At 49.6% G+C, this 17,197-nt stretch carries 17 protein-coding genes; 8 read left to right on the plus strand and 9 right to left on the minus strand.

Annotated elements, in window-relative coordinates; translation table 11 throughout:
- Positions 1 to 11: 11 nt before the first annotated feature.
- The 8 genes from KKG35_02045 to KKG35_02080 all read right to left on the minus strand — a co-directional run bounded on the left by KKG35_02045 (position 12) and on the right by KKG35_02080 (position 8,478).
- A complete protein-coding gene (locus tag KKG35_02045; protein ID MBU1736899.1) occupies positions 12 to 500 on the minus strand; it encodes a hypothetical protein in 489 nt (162 codons plus the stop codon).
- Between the two features lie 124 nt (positions 501 to 624).
- Complete coding sequence (locus KKG35_02050) at positions 625 to 987, minus strand: hypothetical protein (GenBank protein ID MBU1736900.1); 363 nt, start codon at positions 985 to 987, stop codon at positions 625 to 627.
- A gap of 91 nt (positions 988 to 1,078) precedes the next feature.
- Positions 1,079 to 2,014, minus strand: coding sequence for a hypothetical protein (locus tag KKG35_02055; GenBank protein MBU1736901.1), 936 nt, complete (start codon positions 2,012 to 2,014; stop codon positions 1,079 to 1,081).
- Between the two features lie 48 nt (positions 2,015 to 2,062).
- Entirely contained in the window at positions 2,063 to 5,158 is a 3,096-nt protein-coding gene (locus KKG35_02060) for a hypothetical protein (GenBank protein MBU1736902.1), read from the minus strand.
- A 298-nt stretch (positions 5,159 to 5,456) separates the two neighbouring features.
- Entirely contained in the window at positions 5,457 to 5,855 is a 399-nt protein-coding gene (locus tag KKG35_02065) for a hypothetical protein (protein MBU1736903.1), read from the minus strand.
- A 114-nt stretch (positions 5,856 to 5,969) separates the two neighbouring features.
- Positions 5,970 to 6,266, minus strand: a complete 297-nt coding sequence (locus KKG35_02070) for a curli assembly protein CsgF (protein MBU1736904.1) — start codon at positions 6,264 to 6,266, stop codon at positions 5,970 to 5,972.
- 37 nt (positions 6,267 to 6,303) lie between these two features.
- Positions 6,304 to 7,038 (minus strand): hypothetical protein, encoded by a 735-nt coding sequence (locus tag KKG35_02075; GenBank protein MBU1736905.1) that lies wholly within the window; start codon positions 7,036 to 7,038, stop codon positions 6,304 to 6,306.
- Between the two features lie 84 nt (positions 7,039 to 7,122).
- Positions 7,123 to 8,478 (minus strand): DUF4384 domain-containing protein, encoded by a 1,356-nt coding sequence (locus tag KKG35_02080; GenBank protein MBU1736906.1) that lies wholly within the window; start codon positions 8,476 to 8,478, stop codon positions 7,123 to 7,125.
- 556 nt (positions 8,479 to 9,034) lie between these two features.
- Here KKG35_02080 and KKG35_02085 point away from each other — a divergent pair.
- Positions 9,035 to 9,691, plus strand: a complete 657-nt coding sequence (locus KKG35_02085; GenBank protein ID MBU1736907.1) for a cyclic nucleotide-binding domain-containing protein — start codon at positions 9,035 to 9,037, stop codon at positions 9,689 to 9,691.
- Here the strand turns inward: KKG35_02085 and KKG35_02090 are convergent.
- On the minus strand, positions 9,663 to 10,376 hold the full coding sequence (locus KKG35_02090) for a class I SAM-dependent methyltransferase (GenBank protein MBU1736908.1): 714 nt from the start codon (positions 10,374 to 10,376) through the stop codon (positions 9,663 to 9,665). The genes KKG35_02085 and KKG35_02090 overlap by 29 nt on opposite strands.
- A gap of 145 nt (positions 10,377 to 10,521) precedes the next feature.
- Here KKG35_02090 and KKG35_02095 point away from each other — a divergent pair, with 145 nt between their 5' ends.
- The 7 genes from KKG35_02095 to KKG35_02125 all read left to right on the plus strand — a co-directional run bounded on the left by KKG35_02095 (position 10,522) and on the right by KKG35_02125 (position 17,163).
- Entirely contained in the window at positions 10,522 to 12,069 is a 1,548-nt protein-coding gene (locus KKG35_02095; protein MBU1736909.1) for a methylenetetrahydrofolate reductase C-terminal domain-containing protein, read from the plus strand.
- Positions 12,070 to 12,245: 176 nt separating this feature from the next.
- On the plus strand, positions 12,246 to 13,667 hold the full coding sequence (locus KKG35_02100) for an amidophosphoribosyltransferase (protein ID MBU1736910.1): 1,422 nt from the start codon (positions 12,246 to 12,248) through the stop codon (positions 13,665 to 13,667).
- A gap of 20 nt (positions 13,668 to 13,687) precedes the next feature.
- The gene (locus KKG35_02105; protein MBU1736911.1) at positions 13,688 to 14,656 is read left to right on the plus strand and encodes a KpsF/GutQ family sugar-phosphate isomerase; all 969 of its coding nucleotides are present in this window, start codon (positions 13,688 to 13,690) and stop codon (positions 14,654 to 14,656) included.
- 172 nt (positions 14,657 to 14,828) lie between these two features.
- Entirely contained in the window at positions 14,829 to 15,395 is a 567-nt protein-coding gene (locus tag KKG35_02110; protein MBU1736912.1) for a 4Fe-4S dicluster domain-containing protein, read from the plus strand.
- A 12-nt stretch (positions 15,396 to 15,407) separates the two neighbouring features.
- Positions 15,408 to 16,001 carry a hydrogenase iron-sulfur subunit gene (locus KKG35_02115; GenBank protein MBU1736913.1) on the plus strand — a complete coding sequence of 198 codons (594 nt, stop codon included), beginning with the start codon at positions 15,408 to 15,410 and terminating at the stop codon, positions 15,999 to 16,001.
- Positions 16,001 to 16,669 carry a methylenetetrahydrofolate reductase C-terminal domain-containing protein gene (locus tag KKG35_02120; protein ID MBU1736914.1) on the plus strand — a complete coding sequence of 223 codons (669 nt, stop codon included), beginning with the start codon at positions 16,001 to 16,003 and terminating at the stop codon, positions 16,667 to 16,669. The genes KKG35_02115 and KKG35_02120 overlap by 1 nt, the downstream gene beginning before the upstream one ends.
- 170 nt (positions 16,670 to 16,839) lie before the next feature.
- Positions 16,840 to 17,163 (plus strand): hypothetical protein, encoded by a 324-nt coding sequence (locus tag KKG35_02125; GenBank protein MBU1736915.1) that lies wholly within the window; start codon positions 16,840 to 16,842, stop codon positions 17,161 to 17,163.
- Positions 17,164 to 17,197 lie beyond the last annotated feature (34 nt).

Below are 17,197 nucleotides of genomic sequence, written 5' to 3' on the forward strand. Positions count from 1 at the left end.
GGAGACAACTTTTAATCTGCCTGATTCATAGGGCGAGGTGGAACAACCAGGCCATGAGAGCTGCCCAGCCTTCTGACCATGTCGAGGAATGAGTTGGGCATTGGCAGACTGCGATCTGTCAGGAGAAGGCCACGGTCTTCAGCCGTGCGGAGAACTGAGTCGTCCGCATCTTCTCCCCGTTCGATACGGTTACAGATGGTTTGCATGCGCAGAGCATCTGTTAGAGGGATCAGGACTCTTTCGCCAGTTTCAGTCAGAGCCGCAATTTCCTGATCAATCAATGCTTTGTTTTCGCGGGTGAACGAGGCAAAAGGTTCCTCGGTGTTTGCCTGGGCAAACAGTGCATTCAAAACGGCTCCGGCCAGCATATTTCCGAAACGACTGTCGCTCTCTTTATGATGTTCCTGAATCTGTCCCTGGATCGTTCTAAAAAGAATCATTCGAATAATTTCGATGCCCTCTCGAAGTATCGGGATCAGCTTGCTGTCAAACTCCTTCATTGTTGATCCTTGCTGTGATTCTGATAAGAGAAGAGCCGTCATTCTTTCCAGTATTGAAGAAAGAATGACGGCTCATGTTGTTTTCAGGGATGGAGAAACTCCAACCCTGGATTGCGATCAGAGTCTATTTGCCGCTGGTCTGGATCTTGTCACCCTTAGACTCATCAATAATAATGACATCCCCATGGATGGTGCTTCCCGCACCCATGACAACACTATTCATGTTGTTGTCTCCGCTCCCGGAAGAGGAACTGGAACTGGAGGAAGAAGCACCCCTCTGGGCGCTATGCTGGGCAACTGCAGCCTGTGATTTGGAATTCATGATGATGAATTTGATGTTCTTGTCGCCCTTTCCCATGTCATCATAACTGGCGATACCGTCGTCAGTGGATTTTGATATGCCGTCATCTAGATCATCGGCCATGGCAACACCAAAGCATGAAAAGAGGAGCAGTGATAATAGTAAAAACAATTTGATATTTTTCATCTTACATCCCTCAAATCAATTGACCTTTAACATCAAAACCAAATCAACAGGCTGTTATTAGCTGATCAAAATAATAACAGAGGTTTATCCATTATTCAACAGTAACTGATCCCATGCTGGCTTCGGAACCAGCACCAATGGCAACGTTAGCAGACTTGTCAACATTGGCTTTGTTGGAAATTGTGCCTTTGATGTCCGCATTCTTGATGGTGACAGAACCCATATTTGCGGTAGCGCCCTTACCAATGGCAACGTTTGCTGACTTGCTGACGTTAGACTGGTTGGAAACAGTGCCTTTCACATTAGCTCTGTCCAAAGTCACGGAACCCATATTGGCAGTAGCGCCTTGACCGATGGCAACGTTAGCAGACTTGTCAACATTAGCCTTGTTGGAAACAGTCCCTTTAATGTTGCTGTTTTTCATGGTAACAGAACCCATATTTGCGGTAGCGCCCTTGCCGATGGCAACGTTTGCGGACTTGCTGACGTTAGAGCGGTTGGAAACGGTGCCCTGCACACTGCCCCTTTCCATGGTAACTGAGCCCATGTTGGCGGTAGCGCCCTGGCCGATAGCAACGTTGGCGGATTTGTCGACGTTGGCCCGGTTTGAAATGGTGCCCTTTACATTACCACCCTTCACAGTTACAGAACCCATATTGGCGGTAGCGCCCTTGCCAATGGCAACGTTTGCGGACTTGCTGACATTGGACTGGTTGGAAACAGTGCCTTTGATATTAGCCCTGTCAAGAGACACGGAACCCATGTTGGCGGTAGCGCCCTGACCGATGGCAACGTTTGCAGACTTGTCAACATTGGACTTGTTGGAAACGGTGCCTTGAATGTTGGAGCCTTTAACGCCTACCGAACCCATCCTGGCGGTGGCACCCTTACCGATGGCAACGTTTGCGGACTTGCTGACATTGGACTGGTTGGAAACAGTACCTTTAATGTCGGATTTTGCCATTGAGGCAGTTGAAAAACCCATGACCAGACTTAATGCTGTTACTGCGATGACTGCTTTCTTCATTTTAACCCCTCCTTAAGTGGTTGTTTAGAAGTGTGGACACCCGCGCTTCTACTTCATGATAACTGAGTTTTTGTTGGACTTGCTGCCACCGGTGGCGACATTGATATTCTGTCCGAAACTGAAGGGAGAATCAGTGTCGTTCACCGTAATACCTCTACCTGATGAAACCGATACATTGCCATTCACAGTGCCACTTTTTATAATTACGGCGCCGGAATTGGCTTCAGAACCGGATCCGACAGCGGCATTTACTGCCACCATACCGCCGTGGACATTGGTTGAAACATTGCCCCGGACGGTGCTGTTTTCGATTTTGGTGGTGCCCATGTTGGCCTCGGAATTGCTGCCGACTGCGACATTAATGGCCCCTCCACGAACCTTATTGGTGATATTGCCGCCGACATTGCTGTTTCTGATGATTGTCGCGGCCTGGTTGGCTTCAGCTCTGCTGCCGACGGCGACGTTCAGTGCTCCACCCCCAACTGTATTCTTGATGTTCCCGCGGACCGTGCTGTTTTCGATGTTGGTGGCCGCCTGATTGGCTATCGCACGATTCCCGACGGCAACGTTCAGTGCTGCACCACCCACAGTGTTGGTGATGTTGCCCTTAACATCGCTGTTTTCGATGTTGGTAGCTGCCTGATTGGCAACTGTACGGTTTCCCACTGCTACGTTCAAAGCCGCGCCGGCAACCTGATTGTTTACATTTCCGGAAACATTGCTGTTTTTTATCTTCAAGGCTGCCTGATTGGCCTCTGATCTGTTGCCCACCGCAACATTCAGGGCGGCTCCGCCGACTGTGTTCTTAGCAGTGCCTTTGAAGCTGCTGTTTTCCATCTTGACCGCAGCCTGGTTGGCCTCTACCCTGTTGCCCACTGCGACGTTTAGAGCAGCACCGGCAACTGTGTTTACTGCATTTCCGCTGAAACTGCTGTTTTCCATTTTGACGGCGGCCTGGTTGGCTTCGGCCCTGTTGCCCACAGCAACGTTCAGAGCAGCTCCGGCAACGGTGTTTACCGCATTGCCTTTGAAGCTGCTGTTCTCCATTTTGACCGCAGCCTGATTAGCCTCAGCCCTGTTGCCTACTGCAACGTTCAGGCCAGCCCCAGCCACGGTGTTCACTGCGTTGCCGCTGAAATTGCTGTTCTCCATTTTAACGGCGGCCTGGTTGGCCTCTACCCTGTTCCCCACAGCAACGTTCAAGGCGGCGCCGCCAACGGTATTCACGGCATTGCCCTTGAAGCTGCTGTTTTCCATCTTGACTGCAGCCTGGTTGGCCTCAGCCCTGTTGCCGACAGCGACGTTCAATCCTGCCCCGGCCACGGTGTTCACCGCATTGCCTTTGAAATCACTGTTTTTCATGTTCACAGCGGCTTGGTTTGCTTCGGCCCGGTTACCAACAGCAACGTTCAGGGCAGCACCGCCGACGGTGTTGACGGCATTGCCTTTGAAACTGCTGTTCTCCATCTTGACGGCAGCCTGATTGGCCTCTACCCTGTTCCCCACCGCAACATTCAGGCCAGCCCCAGCCACGGTGTTCACCGCGTTACCATTGAAGCTGCTGTTTTCCATTTTGACCGCGGCCTGGTTTGCTTCGGCTCTATTGCCGACTGCAACGTTTAAAGCCGCTCCGCCAACGGTATTGACTGCAGCGCCTTTGAACTCGCTGTTTTTCATGTTCACAGCGGCCTGGTTGGCTTCTGCCCGATTGCCGACAGCAACGTTAAGAGCGCCGCCGACGACCGTATTAACGGCTGCGCCTTTCATTGTACTGTTTTCCATCTTCAGTGCGGCCTGATTTGCTTCAGCCCGATTCCCTACGGCAACGTTAACTGCCCCAAGGGCTCCGATAGAGTTCACAGCGGCACCTTCAAGGCTGCTGTTCTCCATTTTCACTGAGGCCTGGTTGGCTTCAACCCGGTTGCCGACTGCAACGTTGACCAGGTTCTGACCGATAGCGGTATTGACAATTGCGCCTTTGACCTTGGAGTTCTCCAAGCTGGTTGCGACCTGTCTTGCTTCAGCCCTGTTGCCGACGCCTACATTGACGAGATTCTGGCCGACGGCACTGTTGACAATCGCGCCGGTAACCGATGAATTATTAAGGTTGGTTGCGGCCTGGCTTGCGGTGACTCTGTTACCGACGCCTACATTAACCAGATTTTGCCCGACTGCGGTGTTGATGGCTGCACCGGTCATCTGGCTGCCGCTCATTTTAATGGAGGCCTGATTGGCTTCGACCCTGTTGCCGACCCCGACGTTAACCATGTTTTGCCCAACAGCGGTATTAATGGCGGCACCGGTGAGCTTTGATTTTTCCAGGGTTGTTGCTGCCTGGGTGGCATCGACCCTGTTGCCGACTCCGACATTGACCATATTCTGACCGACGGCAGTATTCAAAACGGCGCCGGTCACCTGACTGCCGTTCATTTTGATTGACGCCTGGTTGGCTTCGACCCTGTTTCCAACTCCGACATTGATCATGTTTTTACCGACAGCCGTATTTATGGCGGCGCCAGTCAATTTGCTGTTATCCATTACCACTGAAGACTGGCTCGCTTTGACTCTGTTGCCGACCGCGACGTTAATTGACTGGTCAACCACGGAAGTATTCAGGATTGCGCCGGTCGACGTGCTGTTCTCCATGCGGATCGAAGACTGGTTCGCATCAACCTGATTTCCTACAGCGACATTGATGGCATTTTTGCCCATGGCCGTATTGATTGCAGCCCCGGTAATATTGCTGTTCTTGGTATTTATTGATGCCTGATTGGCAGAAACTTTGTTGCCAACGGCGACGTTAATGTTCTTGTCAACCATGTTGGTGTTGATCGCTGCGCCGGTGAGTTTGCCACCAAGTTTTATTGATCCCTGGGTTGCCTCAGCTTTGTTGCCAACAGCAACGTTGACGTTCTGCTTTCCTTTATTGGCGTTAATAACCGCGCCGGACATATCAAGATTCTTAAGTGCAACTGAACTCTGATGGGCTGTACTGTCTTTGCCCACCGCTACGTTTACATCTTTGGAAATCTGGTCCGGGATGTTCAGCACCGCGCCCTTTACATTGGACTCGGCTGCAACCGGAGAGACGGCGGTGATGAAAAAACAGGGAGCAAGAATCGTCAGCAATAGTACTTTTTTCATAGCGGCCCTCCCGGAACGCCTGAAGGCTGTTCCAGAATTGAGATTGTTCATTTATTACTGGTCAGCAAGTGATCGTATATAATTTCCAAGAGTCAGTGTTACATGCAAAGGTGAATATAATATTCAAAAGAAAGGCTCGTTCTGTTTCTGCCTTGGATACTTGAATAGACATTTGGAAGCCTTAATAACATAATATGCATTATACAAATGCTCCGCTCAACTGACAGTGAACTTTTGCCAATTTTTCTGTGAACAAATCACTCTTTGTAAATATGGGTTTTCTGTAAACCATTTGCGGTTAATCCCAGGTGAAATCGGCGCTGATTTTTGCAGCGCCGGAGACGTTGGAAACATTCAGAACAGTGTCAAACGACACGGACTCTCCGTTCATAATCGGCTGATGCCCCTTTATGGGCATTTCTGTTGAGTGGAGCACGGCACCGGATATTGACAGAATGTGCAGAACAAGGTGCCCCCGCAGAACAATTCGGGAGATGTTTTTAATGCTTCCTTTCACAATTACTACTTTATTGGCAGGGTGATACTCTGCTTCCATGGAATCAAGAGTGACATAGGCATATTCCTGATCGGTCGAAGTAAGTGTTTTTCCGATGGCCGAGTTGTCGCTAACAGAGAACAACGTAAGTGCTGTAAGTAGCACAAATACCAGTATGGTGTTAGAAAGTCTTTTGGTCATAGCCAACGCCTTTTTCAAACACATCATTTTCAGCCCCGGTCTCTTCTCCCTGCCAAAATTATGAGGCCCGGGGTTGATTTGGATAAAGCCGCACCATTGTGCGTAATGATATAATCACTTCACTGAACTGAACGGTTTTTTTAATTCGTTTTTAACTATTTTGCTCTCAAGTACAGACCCATATTCACGGCTGTATACGGTCCGTGTTTCGCCGGTAACTGTGTCGATAACAAAGGCACCTATAACCCCACCTTTGTCGCCTATGGAAGTTGCCCATGACGAAAGCTGATAACGCCCGTTATCGAGAGCAAGAGTTGGGGTTCCTTCAACTTCAATTACCTGGTATGCCCCGGTTAGCAGAAGAAACATCAGGGTGACACCAACGCCGAACAAAAAATATTTGATTTTCATGATCATCTCCAATTGTCGCAACAGGCTTTTATCGTGATCATTTGGTCTGGGCTCTAGAGAAATCGTCAGATTGAGCGCCCTGGCCTTCTACCTCTATAAATTCATCCGGATCCAGGATCTTCTGGCCGATAATTTCAGAGACCTCTTTGGTGTCGATTGTGAGTTTCACAAAGGCATCGCCAGCGGCGTCCCAGCCGTAGTCTTTCAGCCTGGCAAGGTAGATGGTTGCGAGTACTTTTGATTTAACCACATCTGATTTGAGCATGTAATTTTCAACGGTCGTCTCACTTTCCAGGGTGAAGCCGACTATCCGTTTTGCAAGTTGTTTGTAAGCATCAATTTCTGCGGCACGCAATGCGCCAAGAGGGGCAACCATTGCAGGGGTGGAGGTTGCAAAACCGACCCGGGTAAAAGACTTGCCGTTAAAATTCATCGGCATGCCGTCGATGTTCTCAAACTCGTTAAGAGTGATCGTGGCGGTGGCTTTGGCAATGTCTTTTTCGGCGTCGTAGACCACTTCATCGATTTTGACGCCCCGGATCTCAGCTTTGGTCTTTGATTCGGTCCGGCCTTCAAAGCTCGTTGCCATCATGTTTTCCACCGACTCGGTGGATCTGATTTTGAGTCCGTAAATTGCCTCTACGATTGCTCGCTCAGCTATAATCTTAGCGGCTCTGGTGGTCATGATTTTTTTGTTGCCGGCCAGTGCCGTTAATGGTGAGCATAATAGGGCTATTGCGATCAGGATTGTTGAAATTCTAAGGATGCGCATGTTTGTTCCTCCCTGCATGTATATCATTCAGTTTCTGAAAATTGTTAATTGTTATTATGATAACACCCGTTAAACAGGCAGATTTTACCATTCATCGTCTTTCAGTTTACGACCAAAACCGAACCCGGCTCTCTTTGGTGCAGCCGCCGGAGCGGGAGCGGCTTCGGGTTGAGCGGCTGGAGCGGCCTGGGCCTGGGCAATTTCCTGGTCGGCATATACCGCAGTTTCAACGTTCTGGGCAACCGGAGCAGCAGCAACCTGTGGGGTGGAGGCAGCATTCGCTTCTGCGGCCATCGCCGCCTCGTACAGGATATTGTTCAACGCTTTGCGGCGTGCACGGGCTTCATCACGGAAAGGCATGGTGGTATAAATTGCAATAAACTGGTCCTTGGATATTTTCTTGCTGCCGATCTGGTAGGCGGGATCAAATTTTGCCAATGCGGCTTCGGTCTGAGAGTCAAGCTGACCGGTCATTTGAAGATCGTAGCCGTGAATGTAAAGCCATTGCTGCACTGCTGCGGTTTTGGCGGCATCATCCATCGAGTAGTATATTTCTTCCAATGATTCCAGCACGATCGGGTCTGGATTTGCATCGTCTCCAAGCAATCTCCAGTATGGAAGATTGAGATATTTACCGATCATTTGTACCATACTGACCTGAACGAGCAGACGAACCGCTTCATGGCGCCCCTGTACTTTTTTGACGGAACCCTTCAGTCCGAAAGTCGGGCCGAAAAGAGTAAGGCCGATCTCTTTTTCCTTCATGGCTTTGTGGACTTCCATACTGTTGGTGGTGGTCATTTTCGGGATGCCGGTCAACGTGTTGGGATCTATCATATTAAAATCAATGGTGATACGCGCCTTGCCGGTTTTTCCGGTGTTGCCGAAGTTTGCCCCAACTTGTTCTGATGGCAGGGAGGTTTTGATTCCCTTGATATTGGCAGTTGCAGCGGCATCCATTCCTTCTCCTCTGGTTTCAAGTCCCCTGTCGAATTCGGTGATGCCACCGGTTAATACCACATCGGGTTTGATTTTGTTCTCAAAGGAAGAGTATCCGGTGACCATCTGGTTCTGAATAAAGGCCGGGTCGTAGGGGACATAGCCAACACCGCCACCTATCGAGTTCAGGGTGCTTTTCATGATCTCGGTAATATTCCTCTGGATTTCGCCACCGGTTGTAGCGGCGGTGCCTGTATTGTCGGCAATGTCGGTGGACATTATATTGACAAGGCCGGTATCATAGACACCGGTCATGATTCCCAGTTCCGAGAGGGCTTTATTGTATGAAGTAATTTTGACTTCCGGAGCTGATTCTTCAAGCTCAACATCCACGTCGCGCGGGTCCATCCCTCCGCATGAAACGACCAACGGCAGAAATGCAGCCAGCAATGTACTCCACAGGATCTTTCTGAATAATGCGCCTGAAGTATTAACGCTCATGATCTTCCTCTCCATTTCTAACTTAATTAGGATATTAATATATTAAATAAGTGGAACCCATATCAAAGAAGGTCGGGTTTGGAACCTCGACATGTAGAGTTTTCCACTCCTAGATTACATAGAGCTGAGTATTAAAGTCAACAAATAAAGTTCCAGCAAAAACCGGCTTTCGGGACGTGGTGTACAATCATGGAAAAGATCGTGTTGTCAGGGTCTTGGCTCGATTTGTGCTGTCGGCTCGATGTCATGAATCCATTATATATCTCAGTGTTACAAATAAACCGTGAAGTTTGTTGCCTGATTTTTGTGATTTAATAACACCTAAAGATTTTTTACAGGTAACAACAGTTTGGCAAAAGGTGCAATAGGTTGTCAGAAATATATTCCGCCTGTTTTCGCTAATTTTCAAGTTGAACGAGCAGTTGGCCGGGGGATGATATGTGCTGTGCAGAGGTGTAATTTGCTAGGAGAGAGTTATAATTCGATTGAAAAAGTGGCATCTTGCTGTAATCTGTTAAATGCTGCCAAATGAACAATAAAATGGAAGGTGGATGCAATGGATGAAATTTTTGCTGAAAATGAGCTATTCTCCGGTCTTGAGAAAAAAGATCGGGACATCATCATGGCGGTGGCTGCTAAAAAGAGTTTCCCGAAGAATACGGTGATACTCAGTCAGGGAGATGACACGCACTCGTTGTATATAGTCACGAGTGGCAAGGTTAAAGTTAATATTGTCGATGAGAACGGCAAAGAGATAATTTTGTCAATTCTTGGCCCGGGCGATTATTTCGGTGAGATGACCGCTATAGAGGAAGGCGCTTCAAGGAGCGCTTCGGTCGTTACCCGGGAAAAGTGTGAGGTGCTGGTTCTTGCCAAAAAGGATTTCCGGAGGATTATTTCGGACAATCCGGACATTGTGTTCGGGCTGTTAAGAGGAGCCAATGAAAGGATCCGGAAAGCCAACCGGAAAATTGAAAGCCTTGCCCTTATGGATGTATATGGCCGGGTGGCAAGGCTTTTCATGCAGCTTGCGGTTCCTGATGGTGACAAGCTGGTTATTCAGGAGAAGCTTACGCATCAGGATATTGCCAACATGGTCGGATCATCAAGGGAAATGGTCAGCAGGGTCATGAAAGAACTGACCATTGGAAATTATATTGGCGTCACACAAAAAATCATTGAGATCAATGGCAAGCTGCCATATTCGTGGTAGGTGCGAGTCTGTTTTCTCCTGCGGTTGAAATATTGACGAGAATAACGAATCCGGCTTTCTCAGAGAACCCTTTTCTCGGTTTTTCGGGATATGGTTTATTCTCTGGATTCTGGTAAAGGGTTGAGACGGATTCAATGGCTTGAAACCCGCATTCGGCGAGCATGGTCTTGAGCTTTTCGACGGTGCTGAACCGCGCGGATCTGTAAAAAGGATTGCCCGTCGCCTCCTTTTCTGCAAGATTTTTCCCCCATTCGCTTTCTGCCGGAACCATGCCCACAATCAGGACCCCGCTCTTTCCCAGAACCCGGGAACACTCCCTGAATACCAATACCGGATCCTCCAGAAAGCATTCGGTGAACAGAATGTATACTGCCGAGAAGGCGTTGTCGATAAATGGCAACGATTCTCCGACAGCCCGGCAGGTAGAAAGTCCCCTTTCTTTTGCTAAGACAAGTGGGGAAAATGCCGGGTCGATGCCAAACTGGATCCCCAGGGATTGAGCAAAACGGCCGGGGCCGATGCCGATTTCCAGGGCGGGGGAGGCAATATTGCGCCTGATGTTTTGCAATGCGACCAATTCACTTGCGAAAAGAGGGTTGTTTTCAAACCAGGCATCATATTCTTTCGCCCGCTGGTCATACACTTCTGCTGAGGCATATCGGTTGTCGGTCTGATTACTCATCATCTCCTCTGCTGATCGGAAAATCTATTCTATATTGATACCCGGGGGAAGAGCTTCCGCCAAAGGAAATTATCAGGTATCTTCATTTGAATAGAGTGGCAGGTGATCAGAAGAGCAAAATGGATTTGTTGTTTACAGGAGGGAAGCTTTGGCCGATTCAGTTCATTCAAGATTCAGACAGTCTCTTCGAGATCCTGAAGAATTCACGATTACCATGGAGCTTGTCCCGAGCAGGGGTGTCCGCAGTGCAGCCCAGGAGAAAGCCATCAGGTTTGCCCGAGATGCCTTTGCTGACGGCAGGATGCAGGCGGTCAGCATTACCGAGAATGCCGGGGGGCATCCCGCCTTGTCTCCGGAAGTTCTGGGTGTTGAGATCATGGAAACCGGTCTTGATGTGATCATCCACTTCTCCTGTAAAGACAAAAACCGCAATCAGATGGAAAGTCTCCTCCTTGCCTGGGATCGCGAAGGGTTGCAAAATCTTCTGGTCATTGCCGGGGATTATCCGCAAAAGGGATATCGTGGCCACCCCAAACCTGTTTTTGATCTCGATACAATCCACGCTCTTGATCTCATTGGCCATTTGAACTCGGATCATAACGAGGCTGGGCCCTGGTGTCCTGATCTGAGTGGTGTTGAAAGCACTTCTTTTTTCAAAGGGGTGGCGGTTTCTCCTTTCAAGTATTCAGAAGCCGAGCAGATCGGGCAGTATTTCAAGCTGCACAGGAAGGTTTCAGCCGGGGCGGACTTTGCCATTACCCAGCTTGGCTTTGATGCTCGCAAATTCCACGAACTTATCCAATACCGGCAGGAAGAGTCCTTGGACCTGCCCATGCTCGGTAATGTCTTTATCCCGACCCCTTTTGTGGCAAAGTTGATGAATCGGGGAAAGGTGCCCGGGGTTGTTCTCACCGATGAATTTTATGAAATGCTGCGGCAGGAATTCTCAAGTTTCGACAAAGGGAGAAAGGCATCCTTGGAAAGGGGTGCGCGGCTTTTGTGTGTTCTGAAGGGTCTGGGTTATGATGGGGTGCATATCGGTGGCCCCGGGCTGGAATTCAGCGAGGTTGACCAGCTGCTGACCGATGCCGAACAGTGGGCTGATGACTGGCCCGGGTTTTTGCCGGAATTTTCCGCCTGCCCAAATTATGGAGTCAGAAAACCTTTTTATTATTTTGAGAAAAATCAGGCCAGCGGCCTGAACAGCCCTGAGCATTCATCAAGACGGAAGTATCAATGGTCATTGCCCTATACATTTGCCGATCTTGTCCATGATGCGGTTTTTTCGGAGAGTGGGATTTTATATGATGTAGCTAAAAAAACCTGTGAAACACTGGTCGCGGAAGATGGCTCCGGATCATTTCACCGTCTTGAATATCTTGCGAAGCTCATTCTGGTCGGCTGTAAGGATTGTGGTGATTGTACGCTGGACGATCTTGCCTATGTGTGTCCACAATCCGGATGTGCAAAATATCTGCTGAATGGTCCTTGTGGGGGAAGCAGCAACGGCTGGTGTGAGGTCTTCCCTGGCAGGAAAAGATGTTTCTATGTGCAGGTGTATGAGCGGCTGGCAAATAATCGGAAAAGTGAATGTCTGAAAAAAGGTTTTATTCCTCCCCGGGACTGGTCATTGTGCAACACTTCCGCATGGGCAAATTTCTTTGCCGGCAGAGACCACCACAAACAGCGTAAGTAGCTATCTTTCCTGTAAAAAAAAAGTGTTCCCGAAGCATAAAAAAAAGGGTATCATGTCCACTTTTTTCAATCCGGCCGTTGCTGGCGGCAGGAACACTATTGTGCGGTTAAGTTTTTGAAAATATTAGGTATTTTCGATGCTTCTTGACAGCCTTAAGATTCCCAGAGGTGAATAGCATGGTAATGCAACCTGTTCCGGACAGACCTCGTGATGAATGTGGGGTGTGCGGGATATTCGGCCATCCGGATTCAGCAAAACTCACTTATTTCGGGCTTTATGCCCTGCAGCACCGTGGGCAGGAGAGCGCAGGCATTGTTACCTCCGATGGTGCGATGATCCATCAGCATCGGGGGATGGGGCTGGTGCCGGAAGTATTCAGTGAAGAGATCCTGCAATCCCTTGTCGGACATATCTCCATCGGCCATGTGCGATATTCGACCACCGGCGAATCAACAATTGTCAACGCCCAGCCTTTTACGGCAACCCATCTTGGTTGCACCCTTTCAGTGGCCCATAACGGGAATCTGGTCAACATAAGAAGTTTAAGGGAAGAGCTCGAAAAAGACGGGTCAATTTTTCAGTCGACCATGGACAGTGAGGTCGTTATTCATCTTCTGGCCAAGTCTTCACATCTCGGTTTTGAAAATGCGATTGGCGAGACCGTAAAAATAATCAAAGGCGCCTACTCAATGGTTCTCATGACCGAGAATAAACTGGTGGCGGTGAGAGACCCGAACGGGTTTCGCCCCCTGTGTCTCGGCAAGTTGAACAATGGTTCGTATATTGTAGCATCGGAAACATGCGCCCTTGACCTGGTCGAAGCGACATATGTTCGGGATATTGAACCCGGCGAGATACTGATCATCGACGATACGGGTCTGAATTCCTTGCATATGGAGAAGGCGGAGAGGGAAAGTTGCTGTATTTTCGAGCATGTCTATTTTGCCCGCCCGGACAGCGATATCTTTGGCGCCAATGTTTATCAATGCAGAAAAAAAATGGGTGAGTTGCTCGCCGTTGAATCTCCCGTTGACGCCGACTTTGTCATGCCATTTCCTGATTCCGGCAACTATGCAGCGATAGGTTATTCCCAGGCTTCAGGGATACCGCTTGAGATGGGAGTGATCAGAAATCACTATGTCGGCAGAACATTTATCCAGCCAACCCAGTCGATGCGAGATTTCTCGGTGCGGGTAAAATTAAATCCCATCCGTTCATTCCTGGAGGGGAAAAGGGTCATCATTATCGAGGATTCAATTATTCGCGGGACTACCGGGCGAAGCAGGGTCAAATCGCTGCGTGCAGTTGGGGTGAAAGAGGTTCATATGAGAATCAGTTGCCCGCCCACCCGCAACCCCTGCTATTACGGGATAGACTTCCCTTCCGGCGGAGAATTGATCGCTAACGAAAAAACCGTGGATGAGATCAGAGACTATCTTGATCTTGATTCTCTGGCCTATTTGAGTGTTGAGGGGCTTGTCAAAGCCACCGGCGACAGGGCGGACAAATTCTGTCTGGCCTGTTTCACCGGCGATTATCCGGTTGAACCGGACAAGGATTTCCACAAACTCGCTTTAGGCTGTAGCTGTTGCAAATAAATGAGAGCAGGGTTGCCGGGATGTATATTGATCAGGCCAGAGAAGTAATCAGGATAGAAGCAGAGGGGGTCACCTCTCTACTGGATCAGTTGGGACCCGGATTCAACAAGGCGGTCGATATGATCATGGCTTGCACCGGCCGGGTCATTATAACCGGGATCGGCAAATCCGGGCTTATCGGGCAGAAGATCGCCGCCACCCTGAACAGTACCGGGACTGCTTCCGGATTTCTCCATCCGGTTGAAGCAATGCACGGGGATCTTGGTCTTGTTGATGAGCGAGATGTTGTCCTGGCTATTTCCTATAGCGGTGAAACAAGCGAATTGAATATCCTGCTGCCCAGTCTGAAAAAAAGAGGGGTCGGCATTATCGCCATGACCGGGAATCCGGAGTCAAGTCTGGCCGGGTTTGGAGATGCGGTCTTGAGGGTCGCGGTTCCGCGCGAGGCCTGTCCTCTGGGGTTGGCTCCTACGGCGAGCACAACAGCTGCCCTGGTGATGGGAGATGCGCTTTCCGTTGTTCTGCTGAATTGCAAAAAGTTTAAAGCCAGTGATTTCAGGCGGAATCATCCAGGCGGAAGCCTTGGCGAACGTCTGAAGATTAAAGTTGCCGAGGTTATGATGACCGGGGACCGGATTCCCCAGATATCTGTTGCTTCACCGCTTGTTGAAGCGATCAGGGTCCTGAATGACCGGAATCTCGGTGCGGTGCTGATCATGAGCGGCGAAGATATGGTTGGGATTATTACCGATGGCGATATCCGAAGAATAGTTTCCCAGGGGAAAAACCTCGCTGGCATGGAGATAGCGGAGGCGATGAGTCCAAACCCCAAAACAATTGAGGAGAGTCTTCTTGCCGCTGATGCCCTGAGTATCATGCAGCGCCACGAAATCACAATTCTGCCGGTCAAAAGGCGCGATGGTCGTTTGGTAGGCGTTCTTCACCTGCAGGACCTTCTGGGGAAGGGGGAGTTTCGTTTTCTAGTTTGACCGGAGGGTTGCCCCGCAAACGGTGCGGGTTTTCAGAGCTGTTGACAAAAAAAAGGCTATTGGGTAGCATACTGAACCGCGCTTCATTTTGCGCGGTTCCCCTGAAGAGAATCGGTTTTTTAGTATAGAAATTACTGCAATATCATATATTTATCAGAACCAGAGGTTTTTTATGGGCATAAGCAGCAAAGAAATCAACGCATCGTTCAGTGCGGAAGTTATCGGGTTGCCGGGAGGGGAACACCTTAACAGCTGTTTTTCATGCGGTGCCTGCAGTGGTATCTGTCCTGTAAGTCAGGCTATCCCGGAGTTTGATCCACGGAAAATCATTCACATGATTCGGATGGGGTTGAAAGACAGGTTGATGAAGTCCGACCTGATCTGGCACTGTTCAAAATGCCGTAGTTGTGTCTTTGTCTGCCCCCAGGATGTCAGATTTTCCGATATCATGTCAGCGATCAGGGAAATGGCTTTGGACAAGGGGTTTGTCACCGAGCAGGATTTGCGTGATAAAGGAAAAGTTGCCTGGGTTGAGAGGGATGGTTGCGTCGCTTGCCTGACCTGTGTTCGGGTCTGCCCCTGGCAGGTTCCGGTGATTGATGATAACGGGGTTGCCGCAATTGATCCGAGGAAGTGCCGGGGTTGTGGGATCTGTCCGGCCGAGTGTCCGGCCCAGACGATTAAAATGAATGAATCCGAGGACGAGCGACTGATCGTTGCCTGCGGAACCGGAAAATAACGGAGAGCGCGCATGAGTTTTACTCCAAATATACAGGTGTTTTGTTGTCACTATACCTCGCAGCAGGCCATTGCCGAGGGTGATGATGGATTGCGGAAAAGTGGCTTTCCGGAAGGCGCTGTTATCAATCGGCTTTCATGCTCCGGCAAATTACAGGTCAGCACCATCCTCAAGGCCTTTGAAAAAGGTGCCGATGGGGTCTGTGTCGTCGGTTGCCCGGTCGATAAATGCCATAACCTGATGGGCAGCCAGAGAGCCGCTCACCGTGTTTCTGCCGTTAAAAAGGCCCTGGAGGAATTAGGAGCTGGAGGAGACAGAATCGAAATGTCTCATCTTGAAAGAGGCTTTCATCCGGAGTTCATCGAGACGGCAAAAATAATGATGGAACGGGTTCTCGAAATGGGCCCCAGTCCTTTCAGAGACGCGATGAAACCTGTGGCTGACAAGGCGGAAAAGAAAGCGGGTAAAGAGACGGCAAAAAAGGTGGTCGAAAAACCAGCTGCCGCTAAAAAATCGGTCAGTGCAAAATCAGCTGCGGCAAAACCTGCCGGAAAAGCGGCCAAGGCACCGGTTAAAAAGGCTGCCAGGAAGGGAGGTAAGAAGTAATGATTATAGCCGAGCGTAAGCCCGTTAATGAAATAGTTGAAATGATCGGTGATGCCAGGCGTGTTCTGGTCCTTGGTTGTCGCGGATGCGTGTCCGTCTGTTCAGCCGGCGGGGAGCGGGAAGTAGAGATCCTGGCTTCACTGTTGCGACTGGGACGCCAGAAAGAAGGAGGAACCCTGGAAACTGTTGAGGCCACAATGGTTCGGCAATGCGACAAGGAATATGTCGATGCCATTGATCAGTGGGACGGCAAGTACGATGCGATCGTATCCATGGCCTGCGGGGTCGGGGTGAACTTCATCGCCAACTTAAGACCGATGGCTATCGTGTATCCGGCAGTTAATACCAGTTGTTTCGGCGGTTCGGCGGAGCAGGGAGTGTGGACTGAGCAGTGCGCAGGCTGCGGTAACTGTATCCTCCACCTGACCGGCGGACTTTGCCCGGTTGCTCGATGTGCCAAGAGTCTGATGAATGGTCCATGTGGCGGTTCCCAGGACGGCAAGTGTGAAATCAATAAGGATGTCCCCTGTATCTGGCAGTCAATCCACGATCGCCTTGAGAGAACGGGAAAGAAAAAAGATATGGACCGTATTGCCCCGATCAGGGACTGGGCTTCAGCAGGTCATGGCGGGCCACGGAGAATTGTCAGAGACGACCTGACGGTTTGAACTCAGGAGTCAATGAGCGGTTGAAAGGGGTGATGGTCGGAGAAACCATCACCCCTTTTTTTATGATCAAACCATTTGGCTGATGGCGACATATCATGTTCAGTGAGATGATACACCTTCTGGGTCAGAACAGGGTGCCGGACCAGGAGGATCTCAAACGCAGGCTTGCTGTGGCGCTGGTTAAAAAAGCAGGAGTGCTCCAGCAGCCGAAAGCATGCTGGTCCGCGGACCCGAAAATAAATCCGAGTGCTGTACATATGCTCTGGGCTTCGGTTATCATTGAAGACATTGATGCACTGGCAACAGTGGTCGGGATGATCGGGGTTGAATTGTCGTCCGGGTCTAAGAAAATAAATCTGAACGAATTTTTGACGGAGAAACTTTCCATTCTTGGTGCCCTTCCTCCCAATCCTGAAAAATCAGGATGGCTGAAAGTAAAAATCATCTCGGCATCAGAAATATTGAAATTACCAATTGAGCCGCATGTCCCTTAGCTCGAAAATGGAGTTTATACCCTGAGGGTTGTTG

Source organism: Pseudomonadota bacterium, from assembly GCA_018823285.1.
GTDB lineage: Bacteria > Desulfobacterota > Desulfobulbia > Desulfobulbales > JAGXFP01 > JAHJIQ01.

Bases quoted from the DNA above. Each gene is read 5' to 3' on its own strand.
- KKG35_02080 (MBU1736906.1), bottom strand. From the start codon at position 8,478: ATGAGCGTTAATACTTCAGGCGCATTATTCAGAAAGATCCTGTGGAGT.
- KKG35_02085 (MBU1736907.1), top strand. From the start codon at position 9,035: ATGGATGAAATTTTTGCTGAAAATGAGCTATTCTCCGGTCTTGAGAAA.
- KKG35_02120 (MBU1736914.1), top strand. From the start codon at position 16,001: ATGATTATAGCCGAGCGTAAGCCCGTTAATGAAATAGTTGAAATGATC.
- KKG35_02070 (MBU1736904.1), bottom strand. From the start codon at position 6,266: ATGAAAATCAAATATTTTTTGTTCGGCGTTGGTGTCACCCTGATGTTT.
- KKG35_02060 (MBU1736902.1), bottom strand. From the start codon at position 5,158: ATGAAAAAAGTACTATTGCTGACGATTCTTGCTCCCTGTTTTTTCATC.
- KKG35_02065 (MBU1736903.1), bottom strand. From the start codon at position 5,855: ATGACCAAAAGACTTTCTAACACCATACTGGTATTTGTGCTACTTACA.
- KKG35_02075 (MBU1736905.1), bottom strand. From the start codon at position 7,038: ATGCGCATCCTTAGAATTTCAACAATCCTGATCGCAATAGCCCTATTA.
- KKG35_02055 (MBU1736901.1), bottom strand. From the start codon at position 2,014: ATGAAGAAAGCAGTCATCGCAGTAACAGCATTAAGTCTGGTCATGGGT.
- KKG35_02115 (MBU1736913.1), top strand. From the start codon at position 15,408: ATGAGTTTTACTCCAAATATACAGGTGTTTTGTTGTCACTATACCTCG.
- KKG35_02105 (MBU1736911.1), top strand. From the start codon at position 13,688: ATGTATATTGATCAGGCCAGAGAAGTAATCAGGATAGAAGCAGAGGGG.
- KKG35_02110 (MBU1736912.1), top strand. From the start codon at position 14,829: ATGGGCATAAGCAGCAAAGAAATCAACGCATCGTTCAGTGCGGAAGTT.
- KKG35_02050 (MBU1736900.1), bottom strand. From the start codon at position 987: ATGAAAAATATCAAATTGTTTTTACTATTATCACTGCTCCTCTTTTCA.
- KKG35_02090 (MBU1736908.1), bottom strand. From the start codon at position 10,376: ATGATGAGTAATCAGACCGACAACCGATATGCCTCAGCAGAAGTGTAT.
- KKG35_02045 (MBU1736899.1), bottom strand. From the start codon at position 500: ATGAAGGAGTTTGACAGCAAGCTGATCCCGATACTTCGAGAGGGCATC.
- KKG35_02100 (MBU1736910.1), top strand. From the start codon at position 12,246: ATGGTAATGCAACCTGTTCCGGACAGACCTCGTGATGAATGTGGGGTG.